The organism is Chitinophagales bacterium, assembly GCA_019638515.1.
GTDB lineage: Bacteria > Bacteroidota > Bacteroidia > Chitinophagales > LD1 > UBA7692.
In genome coordinates, this window is sequence record JAHBTS010000001.1 from 12286 (window position 1) to 29988 (window position 17703).

The following is a 17703-nucleotide window of genomic DNA, read 5'->3' on the forward strand; positions in this document are numbered from 1 at the left end:
GCTTTTTTTAGTAAGAATATATCAATTTGGGGCAAGGGTATTTATATATACAAGAGCCTTTTTATGGTAATGAAAAATAAAAGATTAAAGAGTGGTTGTTTGAATTAGAAATCGCATACATGCAGGCAGTGAACTTATTGGCAGCGGCAAGTTGGCAGCAGAATAATGTAAGCTATGCAATCCATAAATATGACGAAAATCATTAAATCGTAGTGTAGAACACTCTACTTTCGTTTTGGAGGTAAGTACATCAATACCTGCCATTATTTATTAGATATAAAACAAAACGAAATGAAAACGATTTTTAAAGATCAAGAAAAACAACAGTTTTTTGAAAGAGAAGGCTATGTTACTTTTCCCTTGCTCAACAAAGAAGAAGTAGCAGAATTGTATGCGCTGTACGCTTCGCTCAATCTTGAAACATCTAAGCGGGCAGGCTTTCATGTGGTAATGGATAATAGCAATAAAGAAATGGTGCGCCAGGTGCGCAATAAAATTTGGGAAGTAGCGCTGCCTCGTTTCAACGAGCATTTACAAAACTATAAATCGCATGTGGCCACCTTTGCCATAAAGGAAGTAAGCGATACAGGTATTACACCTCCACACATGGATTGGAGTTTTGCAGAGAATGAACAAGATGGCTATTTTTCTACCAGTTGCTGGATTGCTTTAATGGATATGAATGCCGAAAATGGCTGCATGAGTGTGGTGCGCGGAGGCAGCCACCATATTTTTAAAAACTATCGCCCTTCGCCTTCGCCACAAATTAAAGTGCCGTTAGATAACCTAATCTTCGATATTTTTCCCTACACCAAAATCATTGAAATGAAAGCCGGAGAGGTGCTTATTTTCGATAACCGCACATTCCATGCTTCGCCACCCAATACATCCAATACTGCGCGTGTAGCCGCAGGTGTGGCCATTACTCAAAAAGATGCCAATTTGGTGCACTATTACTTAAAACCCGATGGCACCGAAAAAACTGTTTTAAAGTATAATATAGACGAAGAGTTCTTTATGAAATACAGCAATGCAGACCTCTCCAAATTATACGATGAAGGCAAACTGATTGAAGGCTATGGCACACCCACCGAACTGCCTTACGAGTTTGTAAAATATACGCCATCCGAAATGGTAGATATGCTAAAAGCCGCAGGCAATGTGTACGATGATGTTTTGGCTAATCGCCTAGCAACGCTTTTCGGCTTCAATAAAAATTAGCAGATACTTTATTAACGAGAATGTTACTGCCCAACCAAAAACATAACATAGCGCTTATGCAGGTTGGGCATGTTTTTTTTCCAATCGGCAATTTTTTGAGTAGCAATAGTTTGCGTAGGCAGCGTTAAATCGGCAGCAATGCAGAGTTTAGTTTCGGGGTGTAGTATTTGCACTAGTTGCTCTGCCAGTTTTTGGTTGCGATAAGGCGTTTCCATAAAAATTTGGGTAATGCCAGCATGTAGCATATCGCTTTCTATTTGCCGTAGTTTTTTGCTTCGGTCGTTGTTTTCTATGGGTAAATAACCATGAAAAGTAAATTGCTGTCCGCTAAAGCCCGAAGCAATCAATGCCAGTAAAATAGAGCTGGGCCCCACCAGCGGCACCACTTCTATTTTTTGTTGGTGGGCTTTTGCTACCAGTTCAAAGCCCGGATCGGCAATGCAAGGATTGCCTGCTTCGCTAATAATGCCGGCATGTTTACCTTGTTTAAGTTGTTGTAAAATGGCATTAAAATTTTGAACAGTGTGGTGTTTGTCGAATTCAAACAATAGCACCTCGGTATCAAAATTTTTAGTGTAGCCCACACTGCGCAAAAAACGTCTGGCACTTCTTAAATTTTCTACGGCAAAAACGGTAATTTCTTGGAGTTGTTTTTTATTAAAATCGGGAAGTATAGAAGTGTCTTCACCACCTAAAAGGCAGGGAATTAAATAGAGTTTTCCTGTTGCCATTATGGTTGCTCGCTTTGTTTTACTTTAATAATGCCCGAAATGTTTTTAATAACATAGTTGGTGAAGTTCTGGTTGGCGGTCATGCCGGTGCCCATAATAATTTCGTCTTTGGTAGAAATCTTTACAAAAGCATTGCTGTAAATAATCTCTTTTTCTTCGTCCCAAATGAGTTCTTCGGTGTGGAGGGTTTCTCCCTTATCGTTTACTACCACCACATTGTTTCGGGCAACCATCAGTTTGTTGCCTTCTTGTGCGGTGGCGTAGTTGGCTTTCATGGTGCTTTCTACCTTGTTGCCGTTAAAGAATTTCATTTCTATGCCTTTTTGAAATTCCATATACGGTTTTTCTACGGCATAGCGCAATAGTTCCGGTGCATTGGCTACAATACGGTTGATGCCGCGTTCAGAAAACACAATTTCAACCTTGGTGGCTTTTTCAATAGAAGTGTTGGTGCGGAGTGTAATTTTCTTGGCTTCGTCCACATTGTTTTTGCAGGCAGCACACCATAAAAGTAGTAGCAAAATGGCATAAAATGGCTGCAGAAAAAACGTGCCTCCACCACAGCGTATTTTATTGCTAAAACTCACCATGCCAATAAATTTTGAATTGCTGTTTTTGCCATTTCTGTATGTGGCAGCATTTCTTTTTCTAGTATGCTGTTGAGTGGAATGGCAGGTGTGTTTACTGCCCCAATAACTTTTATGGGTGCATCTAAGTATTCAAAATAGTTTCCGGCAATTCTTCCGGCAAGCGCTTCGGCAAAAGAATGTGTAACTGTTTCTTCGGTGAGCACTATTGCTTTGCCATGTTTTTTAATGGCAAGTTCTATGGCGCTGTTGTCTAAAGGGTTCAGGCAGCGTAAATCGAGTACTTCAACGTTGCCATCGAAATGCTTGGCAGCATTTAATGCCCAATGCACGCCCATGCCATAAGTAATTACAACCAACGATTCTCCTGCTTCTACTTTTTCGGTTGTTGCCTGCAATGCTGTTCTTGCTTTGCCCAAAGGAACTACGTAATGCTCATCCGGTTCGGGTGTTTTAGCTTCTTGTGTGCCCGGAACTTTACTCCAATACAAGCCCTTGTGCTCAAAAATTACTACCGGATTAGGGTCGTAAAATGCAGCTTTTAAAAGACCTTTCATGTCGGCAGCATTGCTTGGGTAGGCAATCTTTACACCTTTTATTTGCAGCACAAAGCTTTCTACACTCGATGAATGGTAAGGTCCTCCGCTACCATAAGCTCCAATGGGAATGCGGTAAACGGCACTTACAGGGTATTTACCGTTGCTTAAATAGCAAGAGCGGCTTACTTCGGTAAAAAGCTGGTTGATGCCTGGAAAAATATAATCGGCAAACTGAATTTCAACAATAGGCTTACAGCCCACGGCACTCATGCCCACGGTGCTTCCAATAATATAAGCTTCTTGAATAGGTGTGTTAAACACGCGCTTTTCGCCATATTTTTTTGCAAGCAAGGCTGCTTCGCGAAACACACCTCCGAGTTCGCCACCCACATCTTGTCCATAGAGCAATGCTTCCGGGTGGCTGCGTAAAATTTCATCTACGGCATGTAGTGCGGCATCTACCATTACTACGGTTTCGGCATCATCGGGCTTTCGGTTGCCTGTTTCATTTTCTATGGTTGCCGGTGCAAAAATATGTTGAGTAAGTGTTTCGGGTTTTGGTTCCGGCTCTGCCAGTGCGCGTTCAAATTCTGCTGCCACAAAAGTGCGGGCTTCTTGTTCCAGCGCTTCTATCTCGCTTTCGCTGGTGCCAAAGGTTTTTAAATAGGTGCGCAACCAAGTGTAGGGATCGCGCTTGGCATCGTTTTCTAAATCTTCTTTGGGTCTATACCATTCTTTGCGCACGCCCGATGTGTGGTGGTTGAGCAGCGGCACCTTGGCATGTACCAAATAGGGCTTTCTATCGGTTCGTACGGTAGCTACCACTTCTTGCAAGGTTTCAAAACAGCTTGCAAAATTGGTTCCGTTTATACTTTTTACGCGCATTCCTTTAAAGCCTTGGGCAAAGTATGGCGCATCTTGTGCTCTAATCTCGGAAGAGTGGGCAGAAATATCCCATTCATTATCTTGAATAAGATAAATAATAGGATACTGATGCAATACCGCCATTTGTAAGGCTTCGCTTACTTCGCCTTCGGTAACGGAGCCATCGCCAAGTGAGCAAACTACAATAGGTGCTTCTCCCGGAGGGAAGGTTGCCAAGCCTTGTGTTTCTTTATACTGCAATCCTTGTGCTGTTCCGGTGGCAGGTATGGCTTGCATGCCGGTGGCAGAACTTTGGTGCGGTATTTTAGGAAGCTGAGCACGGGTAGAAGATGGATGGGCATAGTATGTGCGACCTCCGCTAAAATAGTCGGTGCCTTTTGCCAAGAGTTGCAGCATTAAATCGAATGGCGAAAAGCCCATGCCAAGCAGCATGGCATCATCGCGGTAATATGGGAATACAAAATCCTGAGGTTTTAATTGAAGTGCGGCAGCCAATTGGATGGCTTCGTGCCCGCGCGATGTGGCATGTACATATTTGGCACAAATATCTTTTCGTTCTTCAAATAGCTCCGCCATTGATTTGGCAATTGCCATAGTGCGAAAAGCTTGAATAAAAACGGTAGTGGAAGTGTTTGCCGGAGTTGGAACCTCGATTGCTGCCATAAGGCAAACATAGCAACATAAAATAAAAAACCCGCGTTTGGCGCGGGTTTAGGTGTTTGGTGTGTAGTGGTCCCACTTGGGATCGAACCAAGGACCCCCTGATTATGAGTCAGGTGCTCTAACCGTCTGAGCTATAGGACCTAAAAAGAACATTTACGATTTTTGCAGTAACCAATCCTTGATGCAGCAAGGCTTAAGTGATACCATTTGCAAAACTGGGCAGCAAAAATAAAATAAAGAACTTTTTAAAGCGCGGCAAAACTAAAAAAGTTAATCATGTTTTGTCATAGAAAAGTTAAAATAATATGAAGTTGGAAGAAAAGCTATTGTTAATGCAACTATTTTCATTTCCTTTGTAGTCCTTTTTAAAAATTTTCAACTTAAACAAAACAAAAGGTTATTAAAATGAAAAGTTCACTACTTTCAGCTTTTTGTGCTTCATTATTGGTAAGTGCAGGTTTTGCGCAAAGCAGCAATATGCAACTGCCAAGTGGCACAACCAAGGGCAACCCAAAATTATTCCAAATGCCAAAATCTGTTGCTACCCAACTTAAAGGTATTGGAAGTGCAAGAGCAGCACAAGACACTTTTATTTTAGATTACCCATCGGTAGATGAATTTAATGCTACGAATAGCGGTATTGATTTTGTGCCGAATTATGCAGAGGCTATAAACGAAAGAAACGATTCTTCAAACTTTCTTTCTGCAAGAACAGCAGCTGTTCTTTTCGATACTTTGATTTACCAAGATGTGGTTACTGGCGATTTCACTAAAACAACGCCTATTTCAAAAGCTACGTTATCTATCGATACTGTATTCATGATATATAACTACCCGGCTGCACCTGCAAACCCAACTACAGATAATTTAACTGTGAATATTTACAAGTGGCCTATAGCATTATCTAATAATGGAGGTTACAATAGTGTAGTTACCAGTACACCAATTTTTACTAAAACATATTCTGATAGTGTTTTAGCTACTTTGGTTACTGCTCCAACTGCATTGAATGTTTTAAGCGTACCGGTAGGTATAACTTTAAACAAGGGCGATAAATTCTTTGTTACTGTTTCTTACGATGCAGATACTGCAAGCAAGTTTTCTTTGGCCTGTGCTTTTGCCGATTCTTGTGGCGACCAAAGTTTACTTTTCAGACGCTCTACTCTTCCGGGTCGTTCGTTTTACTATGCTAACTTGAGTGCAAATTCAGGATGGGATAACGGTTCTTTGTCTGTAGGTACAATGCCTGCAAGTTGCAGATTTTGGCTTTGGCAAAACTGGCAAATTCTACCATTGGTTAGAGCTAATGTAGATTTTGGCGTGTCTGCTAAAGCATCTAAAACTATTGCTTGCCCTGGCGATCAAATAACATTAACTGCTAGCGGTTTTGGTAGTAACGACATTACTTACGAATGGCATACCAGCAGAGGTACACTTTCTACTCCTAACGATATAGAAACTACATTAACTACAGACTCAACTACAGCTGTTTATGTAGTGGCTACAGATAATACTAGCGGTACAAAAGATACTTCTCGCCTTACTGTTGTTTTCAGAGGAGTAAACATCTCTATCAATGGAGGTCAGCCGGTTCAAATCCAATGTAATGCTAAAGGTACTTTAACTGCTACTTTAAGCGGATTTACTTCTGGCTCAAAAAGCTATACTTGGAAAAGACCGGTAGGTGCCGATACTACTACAACTACTGCTGCTTTGGGTGGATTAAATCCTGGCAACTACAGTGTTACTGTTACAAACAGTGCTGGTTGTACTGCTTCTACTACTGCATCAATTGTTTATCCTGATGTGAACAATACTGTAAGTTTTACACTTACTCCTGATGTATCTCCTGCTGCCGGAGTTCAAGTTTGTATCAACAAACCTGTTACACTTACCAATACTTCTACCGGCCAAACCGGATGGAATGCTACTTGGTATGTTGGAAGCAACGATGTTGGTGTAGGAAATACTAATACATACACCTTTACTTCTGCGGGCAAGTTTAATGTACGCGTAGAGGCAGATAGTGCAGGTTGCGTATTCTCTTCTCCTTCTACTGAAGTTACTGTATTATCTAGCTCAAACAGTGCATGTGTATCAGCCATCAGCGATGTTAAGTTTGAAAGCAACGTTTCATTGTTGCCAAACCCTGCTGCAGGTAATGTAACTTTAACTGTAAACGGTGTTGAAAAAGCAGTATCTGTAAAAGTTTACAATGTAATTGGTTCTGAAGTTGCTCACTACAACTTTAGCGATGCAAGCACTACACTTGTTAAAAATATAAGCGTAGAGAACTTCGCAAACGGAACATACTTAGTAAAAGTTGAAAGCAACGGAAAAACAGCTATCAAACGCTTAATCGTTAATCACTAATACTATTTAAAACATTTGTTTTGGAATGCCTCTCAAATTGAGAGGCATTCTTTTTTTGTATGCAATAGAAAACAGCCTTTTTCCTATTCACAACAATTTTGTGTGCAAGTGGAGAACTGTTTCTATATAATACATGGAATGCCATTAAGTTTGTATGCTAAACTGTGTAAAAATGAAATTTACTTATTACGGTCATGCATGTTTTGGAGTAGAAATAAATGGGAAGCACTTGCTTTTCGATCCGTTTATTACATACAACGAATTGGCAAAGGAGGTAAATGTAAATACCATACCGGCTGATTATATTTTTATTTCGCACGGGCATCAAGATCATATTGCCGATGCGGTTGCCATTGCACAGCGCACAGGCGCATTGGTAGTAGGCAGTTGGGAGGTGATTGAATGGGTGGGTAAACAAGGAGTTAAGAATGTTCATCCAATGAATACAGGCGGCAAAAAAGTATTCGATTTTGGTTGGGTAAAATGTACAGTAGCTCAGCACAGCAGTAGTTTCCCGGATGGTAGTTATGCAGGGAATCCAATGGGTTTTTTGGTAGAAGCCGAAGGTAAATCGTTTTACTTTGCAGGCGATACTGCACTTACGTTGGATATGCAGTTGATTCCAAAATGGGCGAAAGTGCAAGTTGCATTACTTCCAATTGGCGATAATTTTACAATGGATTACACAGATGCGGCCATTGCAGCCGAATTTGTTCAATGTAAGAAAGTAATTGGGTTGCATTATGATACTTTTGGATTCATTAAAATAGACCAAAAAGCAGCCGTAGAATATTTTAAAGCAAAGGGATTGGAGTTGGTGCTCTTACCCATTGCACAAAGCATTACTATTTAATTAAGAACTATGTCTAAAATAATAACATTAGCCAATCAAAAAGGAGGTGTTGGAAAAACTACCAGCGCCATCAATATTGCAGCCAGCCTTGCTGTGTTGGAATATAAAGTATTGTTGGTAGATGCAGACCCACAGGCTAATGCCACATCGGGGGTTGGGTTCGATCCTAAAGAAATTGAACACAGCCTTTACGATTGCCTTGTGAATGATTTGCCTGCCAAAGACGCTGTTATTGCAACCGAAACACCCAACCTTAGTTTACTGCCTTCGCATGTGGATTTGGTGGGTGCCGAGATAGAGCTTATCAATCGCCCCAACCGCGAAATGATTTTTAAGCAACTCTTGGCAGAGATAAAAGATGCTTTCGACTTCGTTATTATTGATTGTTCACCTTCGCTTGGTTTAATTACGGTAAATGCACTTACGGCAGCCAATTCGGTACTTATTCCTGTGCAATGTGAGTACTTTGCATTAGAAGGTTTGGGCAAGTTACTCAACACTATTAAAATAGTTCAATCGCGTTTGAACCCCGATTTAGAAATAGAAGGTATTGTACTTACCATGTTTGATCCGCGGTTAAGATTGAGCAATCAGGTAGTAGATGAGATACGAAGACATTTTGAAGAAATAGTGTTTAAAACAGCCATTCATCGCAATACGCGTTTGGGCGAGGCACCAAGTTTTGGAAAGCCCGCCATTGTGTATGATGCAGAAAGCAAAGGCAGTATAAATTACATGAGCCTTGTGCGAGAACTGCTTGCGCGCAACGGTATGGGTACCTTTGAAGAAGAAGGGCAGGAAGAGTAAAGTATATAAGTAGCTATGTAAACAAACAAAAAGAGCGGGCTTTGCCCGCTCTTTTTGTTTGTTTGTCTTTTAATTTTAGTTGTTGCTAATGAATTGGTTTAAATCATCCACGCTACTGCTAAAGCCAAATACATCATTTACTTTAAAATAATTGCTTTGGTCTGTACAGCGGCTGTAGGCAAATTTTGCAAAGTCTAGCTTAGATTGCTCAAAGCCAAATGATTTGCAGATTTGAACTATTTGTGCAGCAGAAAGGCATTGCTTGCCGGCAATAGCTTTGGCAGTTGAAAGTTTTGTTTCGTCAAACCCTTGCTTGCCAATACTGCTTAAAGCACTTTGGAAATCGCCCGAAGCCATTGGGTAAGTACCGTTGCAGCCAACAGCTTGGTGATGGTGGGTGTGTGTAGGCTCAGGAGTGCCGGTAGTGGTAGTAGTGGTGGTGGTGCGGGTAGTGGTGGTGGTAGTACCGTTTAGTAAGGGGTCGTTGATAGTAACATTTACGCCAACTCCGGGAATGCCCATGTTTACATTTACATTTTCGGTGGTGCCGGTTGTAGTAGTGGTTTGTTGTATTACAGTGGTAGTATTCGGAGTCGGAGGTGTTGGTTGTCCGTAATGCACAACGGTAACATTGCTTGGAGCTACATAACCTTGCTGCACGGGCACCATAGAGAAGTAATTCAATTTAGGTTTGCCGGTTTTATCCTTTCTTATTTTGTAGGTAACATCCATAAACTTACCATCGGCATCGGCAATTGCTAAGTAGTTTTTATTGATTTCAAGTAGTGTTTTGTCTTCAAATACAATTTTGGCATTGTAGTAAGGTTGGTTTAAATCTTCAATTCTAAGATTGGTTTGTGCCGTGTTATTTTGTCGCTCACCATTTAGCACTAAAAAGAACTTGTCGCCATCTTCCGAAAAAATAGTAAGATGCCCTACCGGTACGGGCTGCGCGTTTACAAAAGCTGTAAACATAAGCATGAATGAAAGTGTAAATAAATGTTTCATATAACTGTTGTTTTAAATTTTTATCTGCGATTTTGTTTTACACTAAAGGATTAAAACCGGATTTCTATTAACTTTTTTTGAAGCTACTTTTTAGCGGTTTTCTGTTTGAACATTTCAATTATTATAGGTAGTACCGAAACAAACACAATACCCAAAATAAATTTCTCTAAATGCTTTTCAATAAAGGGACCTACCACCGGAACTTGCCCTAATAAGTATCCCGCCAATGTAACGCCACCAACCCAAAGAATTCCTCCAACAATATTGTATGAAAAGAATACCTTGAAATTCATCTTCCCTACTCCGGCTACAAATGGAGCAATAGTGCGAACTATAGGAACAAAGCGAGCCAGGATAATAGCTTTGGAGCCATTCTTTTCAAAAAATTCGTGTGTTTGATCCAGCCATTGTTGCTTTACTAAAGGTTTACCTTTAAACTTCCACGACAGTACCCGCTCATTAAAAAATTTGCCTACAAAATAATTTACATTATCGCCTAAGATGGCAGCCACCAACAGTATTGGAATAAGTAGCCACACATTTAAGCCATTGGGTTGGGCGCACAGCAATCCGGCAGTAAATAACAGCGAATCGCCAGGCAAAAGCGGAAAGACTACCAAGCCTGTTTCTACAAAAATAATAAGGAAAAGAATAACATACACCCAAGTGCCATATTCTTGAAACAAATGTAGCAGCACATCCTTAGTGTGCGTTAGCAACTCAATAAAAAACTGAATATATTCCATAAGCGCACGAAAGTAACTATTTACCATTATGCACCTATAAATCTTTGCCGTTTGCATTGAGTGCAAATATCATTCAGCGGTATGTGTTGTTGAAAGTCAATATGGTGTATTTTTGATAGGTTGAAATTTTTTCTTTCTGATAAATGCTATATTTTAAAACAATCTTGTATGTATATTTATGTAAAAAATGAGTTCATAAAAACATGAATGAAGTTCTGTTGCAAAAAATAAAACTACTCTCTGATAGCGAATGGAAGCAGTTGCAAGAGCGGCTAGAGCAATCGCCATTACTTCAAAAATTGGCAGTGGAATTGCGGCAACATACTGCCACAACAGTAAAAACCAGAGTATTGGTGCAAGCGGTGTATGGCAATGAAAAGCCCACAGCATTTGCAGTATTAGAAAACCGTTTCTACAAATTGCGGAAAAAGCTCTACGATATTTTGCCCGCATCGGCCAATAGTATTGCGGGTAGAAAGTTGGCACACGAAGAAGAAACAAAAGAACTCTGCCGAAGCATGATAGAGAAAGGCGAAATAGCCCAAGCCTCTAAACTGCTTGCATCGCTCGATGCTCAATGTTGGGCAAATAATATTTTTGAACTGCTTCCTGCAATAGCAGACATGCTCATACAGGCTAATCATATACTCAATAAATTTTCAGACACGCCTACCATTTATGCCAAGTTTGAGGAAGCATCGGAATTATACATAGCATTGGCAAGAATGAAACTGCTAACCAAACAAGTGTATGAAACCAATGTGCAGCAAGGAATTGGAGCAACACAACCGCTCTTTAAACAAATGGATTTGTTGGCGCGAACCCATGCAGCATATCCTCGCTTTAAACTCATTTACAACTTTGTGGCTGCTTATTACAAAGCAGGCGCAGGTGGGCGCAATAACCATATTAAAAGCTATGCCGTATCGCGCCATATTGCCACTGCAAAGCAATTGATGTTGCAATATCCCAATATGCCGGCTATTGGATATGCTGCCGATTTCCAGCAAACACAGCAGTTTAAGTTGAAAGAATTAGAAGCCATGTTTTATTTCAGACAGTTTAGATATGCCGAAGCTGCAGCTATTTCAAACGAATTGTTGGCAGATGTTTTCGACACTTCAAAGCAATGGAGAAAATATTTAAACGAAGTGCTCCTTTCCAATACCATCCACATTAATATTGCTGCCAAAAACAGCACCAAAGCTTTCGAGGCGGTGCAATTGTATTTTCGCTTTTTGCGCGATAGCCATTATGGTGAGCGCATGCCTCGCGCATTTTGCGAGTTGGCAAATGTGGCGGCAACACTACATGTAAAGCCAGCGTACTTTAATTCAAAAGCAGTGCTGCAAAACTTAGATGAGTTTATGGCACATTGCAAAAAGGGAGCGTATAAAGATTTAGAAATAGCCACTCGTTTTTTAAAAGCCAAAACACTATTGCTGTTGGGGAAAAAAGATGCTGCCATTAAACTGTTTGAGCAAGTTGAAGTAAAAAATCATCTTTCCAATAAGACTATTAGAAAGTTGTTTTATGAAATGCTACATGCAATTGTTGTAGGGCGCTTGGGCAATAGAAAAGAGTTTCTATCGCGGTTAAAGAAAGTGCAGTTCAATCTACAATCGCCAGAAAATGTAATGGAATTTGTTTGGATAGAATGCGCTGTAGAAAAGTATTTCCCTTTGTAGCAAAGCCATCGAAATTGTAGCTTGCTGTAATGATTTCAAAAATTAAAATCTTCTTTATGAAGCCATAAATCTTTTAAAGAATAGTGCTCCGTTTTTAGAAAGTAAAAGAGCAACACCGCAGCCGACACGGCAAACGAAACCGTGGCGGCAAGCCCGGCACCGCTCATTTCGTAATCGGGAATCCACACGTAGCACAGCAGCAGCGAAATGGCAATGCCTACCAAGTGCAGGGCACTCATTAAACCATAATTTCCCTTGCCCATAAAATGGCTGCCAATAACTAACACAAACACATATAAACCAATGCCCGGGAACAAGTATTTTACCGAATATTTTACGTAAAGAAAACCTTCGCCAAACACATAGGCATACACTTCAATAGGAATAAGAAAAATAGAAAATAGAAGTACTAGCGCAAGCAACAGCGCAATGCGCAACCATCTTAAAGTATTGTGTGCCGATGGTTGCTTTACGGTTGCTGCAAAATTGATGGTGGCTACACTGCGCGGAAAAATCCACACACTCTCTAAAATAGAAATGCCAACAGAATAAATACCTAAGTGGTATAAACCACTTTCGTTGAAATTGGCCAACAAAAAGAAATATAAACGCAGATGCAGCAGTTGCAATAGTTCTGCCAGCTGAAAAGGAAACCCATTAGCCAGTATAGCCCGCAGTGTTGTAAACGAAAAGCCCCAAGCCAATTTTTCGGTTCTGTAAACCAGAAAAAAACTTACTGCCAATGCCGATAGTGTAGAAATATAGAGCGCTATCCAAAAGCTATCAAGCGTTTTATGCTTACCTAAATACAGCAATGCTGCCAATACCAACCAAAGCACCATTGGTTGCCAAAAAGTAAGAAAATTAAAGGCTTTGAAGCGATGTTTACTCAGCAATATAGTTTGGTGAACCGATGAAAAACTACTAATGCTTGCCAAGAAAAAAATATGAATAATGAATTGGCTGCTGTGTGCTAAGGTTGCCCACATTACCAATGCCACCAAGCCATTGGCAAATAGACTCCAAACGTAAGTTGGAACTAAAACCGATTGTTTTTCGTTGTGCTTTAAGTAGTTTACAAGCGCCCAGCCTCCTGCAATATTGGAAGCAAATACACCAATAAAAATTGCCGTTACCCAAAGTGTGGTTTCTCCTTTTGCCACAGGGCCAAGCGAGCGACTAACTGCAAGTACTACTAGAAAATTAAACAGTACCGATAGCAGCCGTGCTATTGCATTCCACGAAATAATTTTATGCTGTGCCAAGTACCGCAATTTACTTTTTTGGTAAAGAAAAAAAGAAAGTTGTGCCCACGCCCTCTTGCGATTCTATCCAAATTTTACCGTTGTGAATGTCTATGATTTTCTTGCAAATAGCCAGCCCAACTCCCGTTCCTTCGTATTCACTTTTGTTGTGCAACCTTTTAAAAGCTTGGAATACGGTATTGTAGTATTCCTGTGGAATACCCAGTCCATTGTCTTTTACCCAAAATAACCATTCTGCTTTTCGTTCTTCAAATGCAATTTCTACACTTGGAATTACGTCCTTCTTTCTATACTTAATTGCATTTGAAATAAGGTTTTGAAACAATTGAAATAAAAGCGCCCGCTCAGAGTGTATGCTCGGAAAATGAGTTGTTTTAATAATGGCTCCGGTTTCTGTTATAGATGCCGAAAGGTTCTCTAATACTTCTTTTACTACCTTGTTTACATCTATCAACACAAGCTTATGCTCAGTAATATTTAATCTGGAATACAGCAGCAGGTCTTGAATAAGTATATCCATTTGGCGAGTACCGTTTACCACCAATTGAATGTATTCCAGGAGTTCCGGATCCAACTGCTCTTTCTTGCGGAGTCTTCTTTCTATAATTGCCACAAAACCCGAAATAGTTCGGAGCGGCTCTTTTAAATCGTGGCTTACCACATAGGCAAATTCCTGTAAATTATCGTTGCTATTTTTTAATGCTTTGGTACGTGCAGCTACAGTGCGCTCTAAATCCTCGTTTTGAAGTTGTATTTGCCTCGAAATTTTTATGTTTTGCTCTAATAGGTTTTCGCTTGTAATGATTATTAAGTTAAACAAGGTAGCGCTAAGAACTATTCCGGCAATTCCTACCAAGTAATGAATGCCTATAGCCTCTCTTATTTGCTCCGTATGCAGCGGATGGTGATAAATAATGGCAGCATGAACAGTAATAATAATAGCACCAATAAAGGCGTAAAGGAAAAACTTCTGCTTTTCTCTAAAAAACGATAAGCAAAGAAGATAAGTGCCTAAAAGCGATACCAGCGATACATAAATTTTATACTGGGCTTGCTGCTTGGGCGACACCCAATCGTCATACAAGTCGGCAATGCAGATTACACTAAGGCAAACAGAAATAAGCACTTCGCCTGCCCAGTCTATTCTGCCATTTTTAATAAGAAAAAGTGTAAGCCCCACACCTACGATACCGGCAAGGTCGCCCAGCACAATAATGTTGCTCATATCGGCACCTTTTTGTGCTATGCCAACCACCAAAAAGAAAATGCCCATAGCAACCGAAATAAACAGCAGCGATGTCGCCTTACTGCGCTCAAATTCATTGCTAAAGTTGTAAGAAGAAAGAAAGTATCGGGCAAATCCCTCTCGCATAATGTATTTACTCTAAGCCAAACGTAAATTAAATTCTTTATGCCATACTTTAAAAAATAAGTGAAGTTGCTATTGGTTGCAGTATTGCTTGTAAGCCTTATGCTCCATCATTAAAATGCTCATGCCGTTTGTAAGAAAACCACAACAATAACCCATGCGTATTCGGCTGCTCTATCATCAAAATAATGTACAAAGAGCATATGCACACATCTGCAAAAAATATGAAACAAGTATCACACCTGCACAATTCTTTTACCTTCGCTTCCCTTTTGTTTAATTTATGGATGTATTAATTCAAATTGCTCAATTAGTTTTGAGTCTTTCAATATTGGTGGTGCTGCACGAGTTAGGGCACTTTATTCCTGCCAAACTTTTTAAAACAAGGGTAGAAAAATTCTATCTCTTTTTCGATCCATGGTTTTCGTTAGTAAAGAAAAAAATAGGCGAAACAGAATACGGCATTGGTTGGCTTCCATTGGGAGGTTATGTAAAAATTGCCGGAATGATAGACGAAAGCATGGATAAAGAACAAATGAAGCAAGAGCCTCAGCCGTGGGAGTTTCGCAGTAAACCGGCATGGCAGCGCTTAATTATTATGCTCGGAGGCGTAACCGTAAATATTATTTTGGCCTTTCTTATTTATGCAATGCTGTTGTTTGCCAATGGCGAGCAATACTTGGCAGTAGAAGATGCCAAATATGGTATTGTTGCCGACTCGCTGGCTCAGCAAATGGGTTTGCGCAATGGCGATAAAATTATTGGGTACGATCACGATAAAAAGTTTGAAACATTTACTTCGGTTGTAGGAACCATTTTGCTAGAAAATGCACTTAGCTTACGAGTAGATAGAAACGGAGAGGTATTAGATATTCCTATACCACGCAGCCTCACAAAAGCTTTGGTAGAAAAGAAAGGCGAAGGTTTTATCAGCATGGCATTTCCGGCAGAAGTAGGTGCCGTGCAACCCGGCTCACCAATTCAAAAAGCCGGAGCAAAAGAAGGTGATGCCATTATTGCTATCAACGGTTCTCCGGTTCGGTTCTTTGATGAATTGCGCATAGGTTTGCGCCAACTCAAAGGGCAAACAGTTCCACTCACCTTGCTAAGAGGTGCAGATACAGTTGCTACCCAAGTAACTGTAAGCGAAGCCGGAACCATTGGCTTTGCTGCGAAATCATTAGATAATTACTTTAAGCTCAGTACTAAAAATTACACGCTTTTTCAAGCCATTCCAGCAGGCATTAAAAAAACAGGCACCACACTTTCTAATTATCTAAAGCAATTTCGTTTAATTTTTGATTCCGATGTAAAAGGATATAAGCAAGTGGGCAGCTTTATTACCATTACACAATTGTTTCCAAAATCGTGGGATTGGACTGCATTTTGGAATCTTACGGCTTTCCTTTCTATAATGCTGGCAGTATTAAACGTATTGCCAATTCCGGCATTAGATGGCGGACATGCGTTGTTTACCATTATTGAAATTATTACAGGGAAAAAGCCCAGCGAAAAATTCTTGGAATATGCACAAATGGTAGGTATGATATTATTGCTTACACTCATGGTGTTTGCATTGGGCAACGATATTTTTAGGAATTTCCTCAAATAAAATTCAATACAGTGAGTTTCACCATAGCAATAATAGGTCGCCCGAACGTAGGCAAAAGCACCTTGTTTAACCGCCTTATAGGCGAAAAAAAATCTATTACCGATGATGTGAGCGGAGTAACCCGCGATCGCATTTATGGTGAAGCAGATTGGGGTGGCAAACTTTTTAATGTAATAGACACCGGAGGCTTTGTGCCACGAAGCGAAGATGTGTTTGAAAAGCACATACGCGAGCAAGTACTTATTGCCATAGAAGAAGCCTCGCTGCTTTTATTTGTGGTAGATGTAACTTGCGGCATTACCGATTTAGACGATGAATTTGCCGATTTGCTCAGACGCTCGCCTAAGCCGGTATTTTTAGTGGTAAATAAGGTAGATAATGCCGAACGCCAATACGATGCCACAGAGTTTTATAGTTTAGGAATAGACAATGTGTTTATGCTATCTTCAATAAGTGGTAGCGGCACCGGAGAATTGTTGGATGCTATTGTAGAAAAAATTCCTGCAGAGGTAGAAGAAAGGGAGGAAGAAAAGATACCGCGCGTTTGCATTATTGGGCAACCTAATGTGGGTAAAAGCTCAATTATAAATGCACTTTTAGGCGAAGAGCGCAATGTGGTAACACCAATTGCCGGAACTACGCGCGATAGTGTTCACGCACGGTACAGTAAGTTTGGAAAAGAGCTATTGCTAATAGATACCGCAGGTATAAGGCGCAAAGCAAAGGTTCAGGAAAATTTAGAGTTTTATAGTGTTATTAGAGCCATAAAGGCATTAGACGAGTCGGATATTGCCATTTTGGTTATAGATGCTTTAGAAGGCATTACACAGCAAGATTTGGCTATTTTTCGTATAGCAGTTAAAAAAAGGCGCGGTATAATTATAGCACTTAATAAATGGGATGCGGTAGAACAAAAAGAGAGCAATACCATGAAACACTACGAAGATGCCATAAAAGCAAAATTGGCTCCCTTTAACGATTTACCCATAGTATTTACCTCAGCATTGGAGAAGCAGCGAATTTTTAAATTGATAGAAACGGTAGAAAAGGTGTATGAGAACATGCAAAGGCGTATTTCTACCTCGCAGCTAAATGAAATCATGATGCCCGCTATCCAACGCTATCCACCACCACCCACCAGCGGTAAATTGGTGTCAATAAAATATATTACACAGCTGCCAACTGCCGCACCAATGTTCGCTTTTTTCAGTAACCACCCAAAGTATATTCGCGAGCACTATCGCAGCTATTTAGAGAACCAATTGCGCGAAAAATTCGACTTCACCGGAGTGCCTGTGCATATAGTGTTTAGAGAGAAGTAAAATAAATTTGAGCAAAATTTGGAAAAATCAATTA

Annotated in this window: 14 protein-coding genes and 1 tRNA gene; 7 read left to right on the forward strand and 8 right to left on the reverse strand. The window is 40.3% G+C overall.

The annotated features are described in order from the left end of the window. Window positions 1–291: 291 nt before the first annotated feature. A complete protein-coding gene (locus KF872_00075; protein MBX2901919.1) occupies window positions 292–1221 on the forward strand; it encodes a phytanoyl-CoA dioxygenase family protein in 930 nt (309 codons plus the stop codon). A gap of 23 nt (window positions 1222–1244) precedes the next feature. Here the strand turns inward: KF872_00075 and KF872_00080 are convergent, their stop codons facing one another. The 4 genes from KF872_00080 to KF872_00095 all read right to left on the reverse strand — a co-directional run bounded on the left by KF872_00080 (window position 1245) and on the right by KF872_00095 (window position 4767). After that, entirely contained in the window at window positions 1245–1952 is a 708-nt protein-coding gene (locus tag KF872_00080; protein ID MBX2901920.1) for an SAM-dependent methyltransferase, read from the reverse strand. Beyond that, on the reverse strand, window positions 1952–2542 hold the full coding sequence (gene lptC / locus KF872_00085) for an LPS export ABC transporter periplasmic protein LptC (protein MBX2901921.1): 591 nt from the start codon (window positions 2540–2542) through the stop codon (window positions 1952–1954). The genes KF872_00080 and lptC overlap by 1 nt, the downstream gene beginning before the upstream one ends. Next, on the reverse strand, window positions 2536–4626 hold the full coding sequence (locus KF872_00090; protein ID MBX2901922.1) for a tungsten formylmethanofuran dehydrogenase: 2091 nt from the start codon (window positions 4624–4626) through the stop codon (window positions 2536–2538). The genes lptC and KF872_00090 overlap by 7 nt, the downstream gene beginning before the upstream one ends. 67 nt (window positions 4627–4693) lie before the next feature. Beyond that, a tRNA-Ile gene (locus tag KF872_00095) sits at window positions 4694–4767 on the reverse strand. A gap of 264 nt (window positions 4768–5031) precedes the next feature. On the opposite strand from KF872_00095, the gene KF872_00100 reads away from it, so the two are divergent. The 3 genes from KF872_00100 to KF872_00110 all read left to right on the forward strand — a co-directional run bounded on the left by KF872_00100 (window position 5032) and on the right by KF872_00110 (window position 8659). After that, a complete protein-coding gene (locus tag KF872_00100) occupies window positions 5032–6999 on the forward strand; it encodes a T9SS type A sorting domain-containing protein (protein ID MBX2901923.1) in 1968 nt (655 codons plus the stop codon). A gap of 172 nt (window positions 7000–7171) precedes the next feature. Further along, window positions 7172–7852 carry a metal-dependent hydrolase gene (locus tag KF872_00105; GenBank protein MBX2901924.1) on the forward strand — a complete coding sequence of 227 codons (681 nt, stop codon included), beginning with the start codon at window positions 7172–7174 and terminating at the stop codon, window positions 7850–7852. Window positions 7853–7861: 9 nt separating this feature from the next. Next, complete coding sequence (locus tag KF872_00110) at window positions 7862–8659, forward strand: ParA family protein (protein MBX2901925.1); 798 nt, start codon at window positions 7862–7864, stop codon at window positions 8657–8659. A gap of 75 nt (window positions 8660–8734) precedes the next feature. Here KF872_00110 and KF872_00115 read toward each other — a convergent pair whose 3' ends face one another. After that, a complete protein-coding gene (locus tag KF872_00115; GenBank protein MBX2901926.1) occupies window positions 8735–9667 on the reverse strand; it encodes a DUF4476 domain-containing protein in 933 nt (310 codons plus the stop codon). 83 nt (window positions 9668–9750) lie between these two features. After that, window positions 9751–10440 carry a DedA family protein gene (locus KF872_00120; protein ID MBX2901927.1) on the reverse strand — a complete coding sequence of 230 codons (690 nt, stop codon included), beginning with the start codon at window positions 10438–10440 and terminating at the stop codon, window positions 9751–9753. Window positions 10441–10616: 176 nt separating this feature from the next. On the opposite strand from KF872_00120, the gene KF872_00125 reads away from it, so the two are divergent. Beyond that, entirely contained in the window at window positions 10617–12101 is a 1485-nt protein-coding gene (locus tag KF872_00125) for a hypothetical protein (GenBank protein MBX2901928.1), read from the forward strand. A 35-nt stretch (window positions 12102–12136) separates the two neighbouring features. On the opposite strand, the gene KF872_00130 is transcribed toward KF872_00125, so the two are convergent. Both KF872_00130 and KF872_00135 read right to left on the reverse strand, forming a co-directional pair. After that, window positions 12137–13366 carry a hypothetical protein gene (locus tag KF872_00130; GenBank protein MBX2901929.1) on the reverse strand — a complete coding sequence of 410 codons (1230 nt, stop codon included), beginning with the start codon at window positions 13364–13366 and terminating at the stop codon, window positions 12137–12139. Between the two features lie 10 nt (window positions 13367–13376). Continuing rightward, the gene (locus KF872_00135) at window positions 13377–14738 is read right to left on the reverse strand and encodes a hypothetical protein (GenBank protein ID MBX2901930.1); all 1362 of its coding nucleotides are present in this window, start codon (window positions 14736–14738) and stop codon (window positions 13377–13379) included. Window positions 14739–15018: 280 nt separating this feature from the next. Here KF872_00135 and rseP point away from each other — a divergent pair, with 280 nt between their 5' ends. Continuing rightward, window positions 15019–16347 (forward strand): RIP metalloprotease RseP, encoded by a 1329-nt coding sequence (gene rseP, locus KF872_00140; GenBank protein MBX2901931.1) that lies wholly within the window; start codon window positions 15019–15021, stop codon window positions 16345–16347. An 11-nt stretch (window positions 16348–16358) separates the two neighbouring features. Next, window positions 16359–17669: a ribosome biogenesis GTPase Der gene (der, locus tag KF872_00145; GenBank protein ID MBX2901932.1), complete on the forward strand. Its 1311-nt coding sequence runs from the start codon at window positions 16359–16361 to the stop codon at window positions 17667–17669. Window positions 17670–17703 lie beyond the last annotated feature (34 nt).

Excerpts from the sequence above, each read along its gene's own strand:
- KF872_00075 (MBX2901919.1), top strand. The coding sequence starts at position 292 with ATGAAAACGATTTTTAAAGATCAAGAAAAACAACAGTTTTTTGAAAGA.
- KF872_00080 (MBX2901920.1), bottom strand. The coding sequence starts at position 1,952 with ATGGCAACAGGAAAACTCTATTTAATTCCCTGCCTTTTAGGTGGTGAA.
- lptC (MBX2901921.1), bottom strand. The coding sequence starts at position 2,542 with ATGGTGAGTTTTAGCAATAAAATACGCTGTGGTGGAGGCACGTTTTTT.
- KF872_00090 (MBX2901922.1), bottom strand. The coding sequence starts at position 4,626 with ATGGCAGCAATCGAGGTTCCAACTCCGGCAAACACTTCCACTACCGTT.
- KF872_00100 (MBX2901923.1), top strand. The coding sequence starts at position 5,032 with ATGAAAAGTTCACTACTTTCAGCTTTTTGTGCTTCATTATTGGTAAGT.
- KF872_00105 (MBX2901924.1), top strand. The coding sequence starts at position 7,172 with ATGAAATTTACTTATTACGGTCATGCATGTTTTGGAGTAGAAATAAAT.
- KF872_00110 (MBX2901925.1), top strand. The coding sequence starts at position 7,862 with ATGTCTAAAATAATAACATTAGCCAATCAAAAAGGAGGTGTTGGAAAA.
- KF872_00115 (MBX2901926.1), bottom strand. The coding sequence starts at position 9,667 with ATGAAACATTTATTTACACTTTCATTCATGCTTATGTTTACAGCTTTT.
- KF872_00120 (MBX2901927.1), bottom strand. The coding sequence starts at position 10,440 with ATGGTAAATAGTTACTTTCGTGCGCTTATGGAATATATTCAGTTTTTT.
- KF872_00125 (MBX2901928.1), top strand. The coding sequence starts at position 10,617 with ATGAATGAAGTTCTGTTGCAAAAAATAAAACTACTCTCTGATAGCGAA.
- KF872_00135 (MBX2901930.1), bottom strand. The coding sequence starts at position 14,738 with ATGCGAGAGGGATTTGCCCGATACTTTCTTTCTTCTTACAACTTTAGC.
- rseP (MBX2901931.1), top strand. The coding sequence starts at position 15,019 with ATGGATGTATTAATTCAAATTGCTCAATTAGTTTTGAGTCTTTCAATA.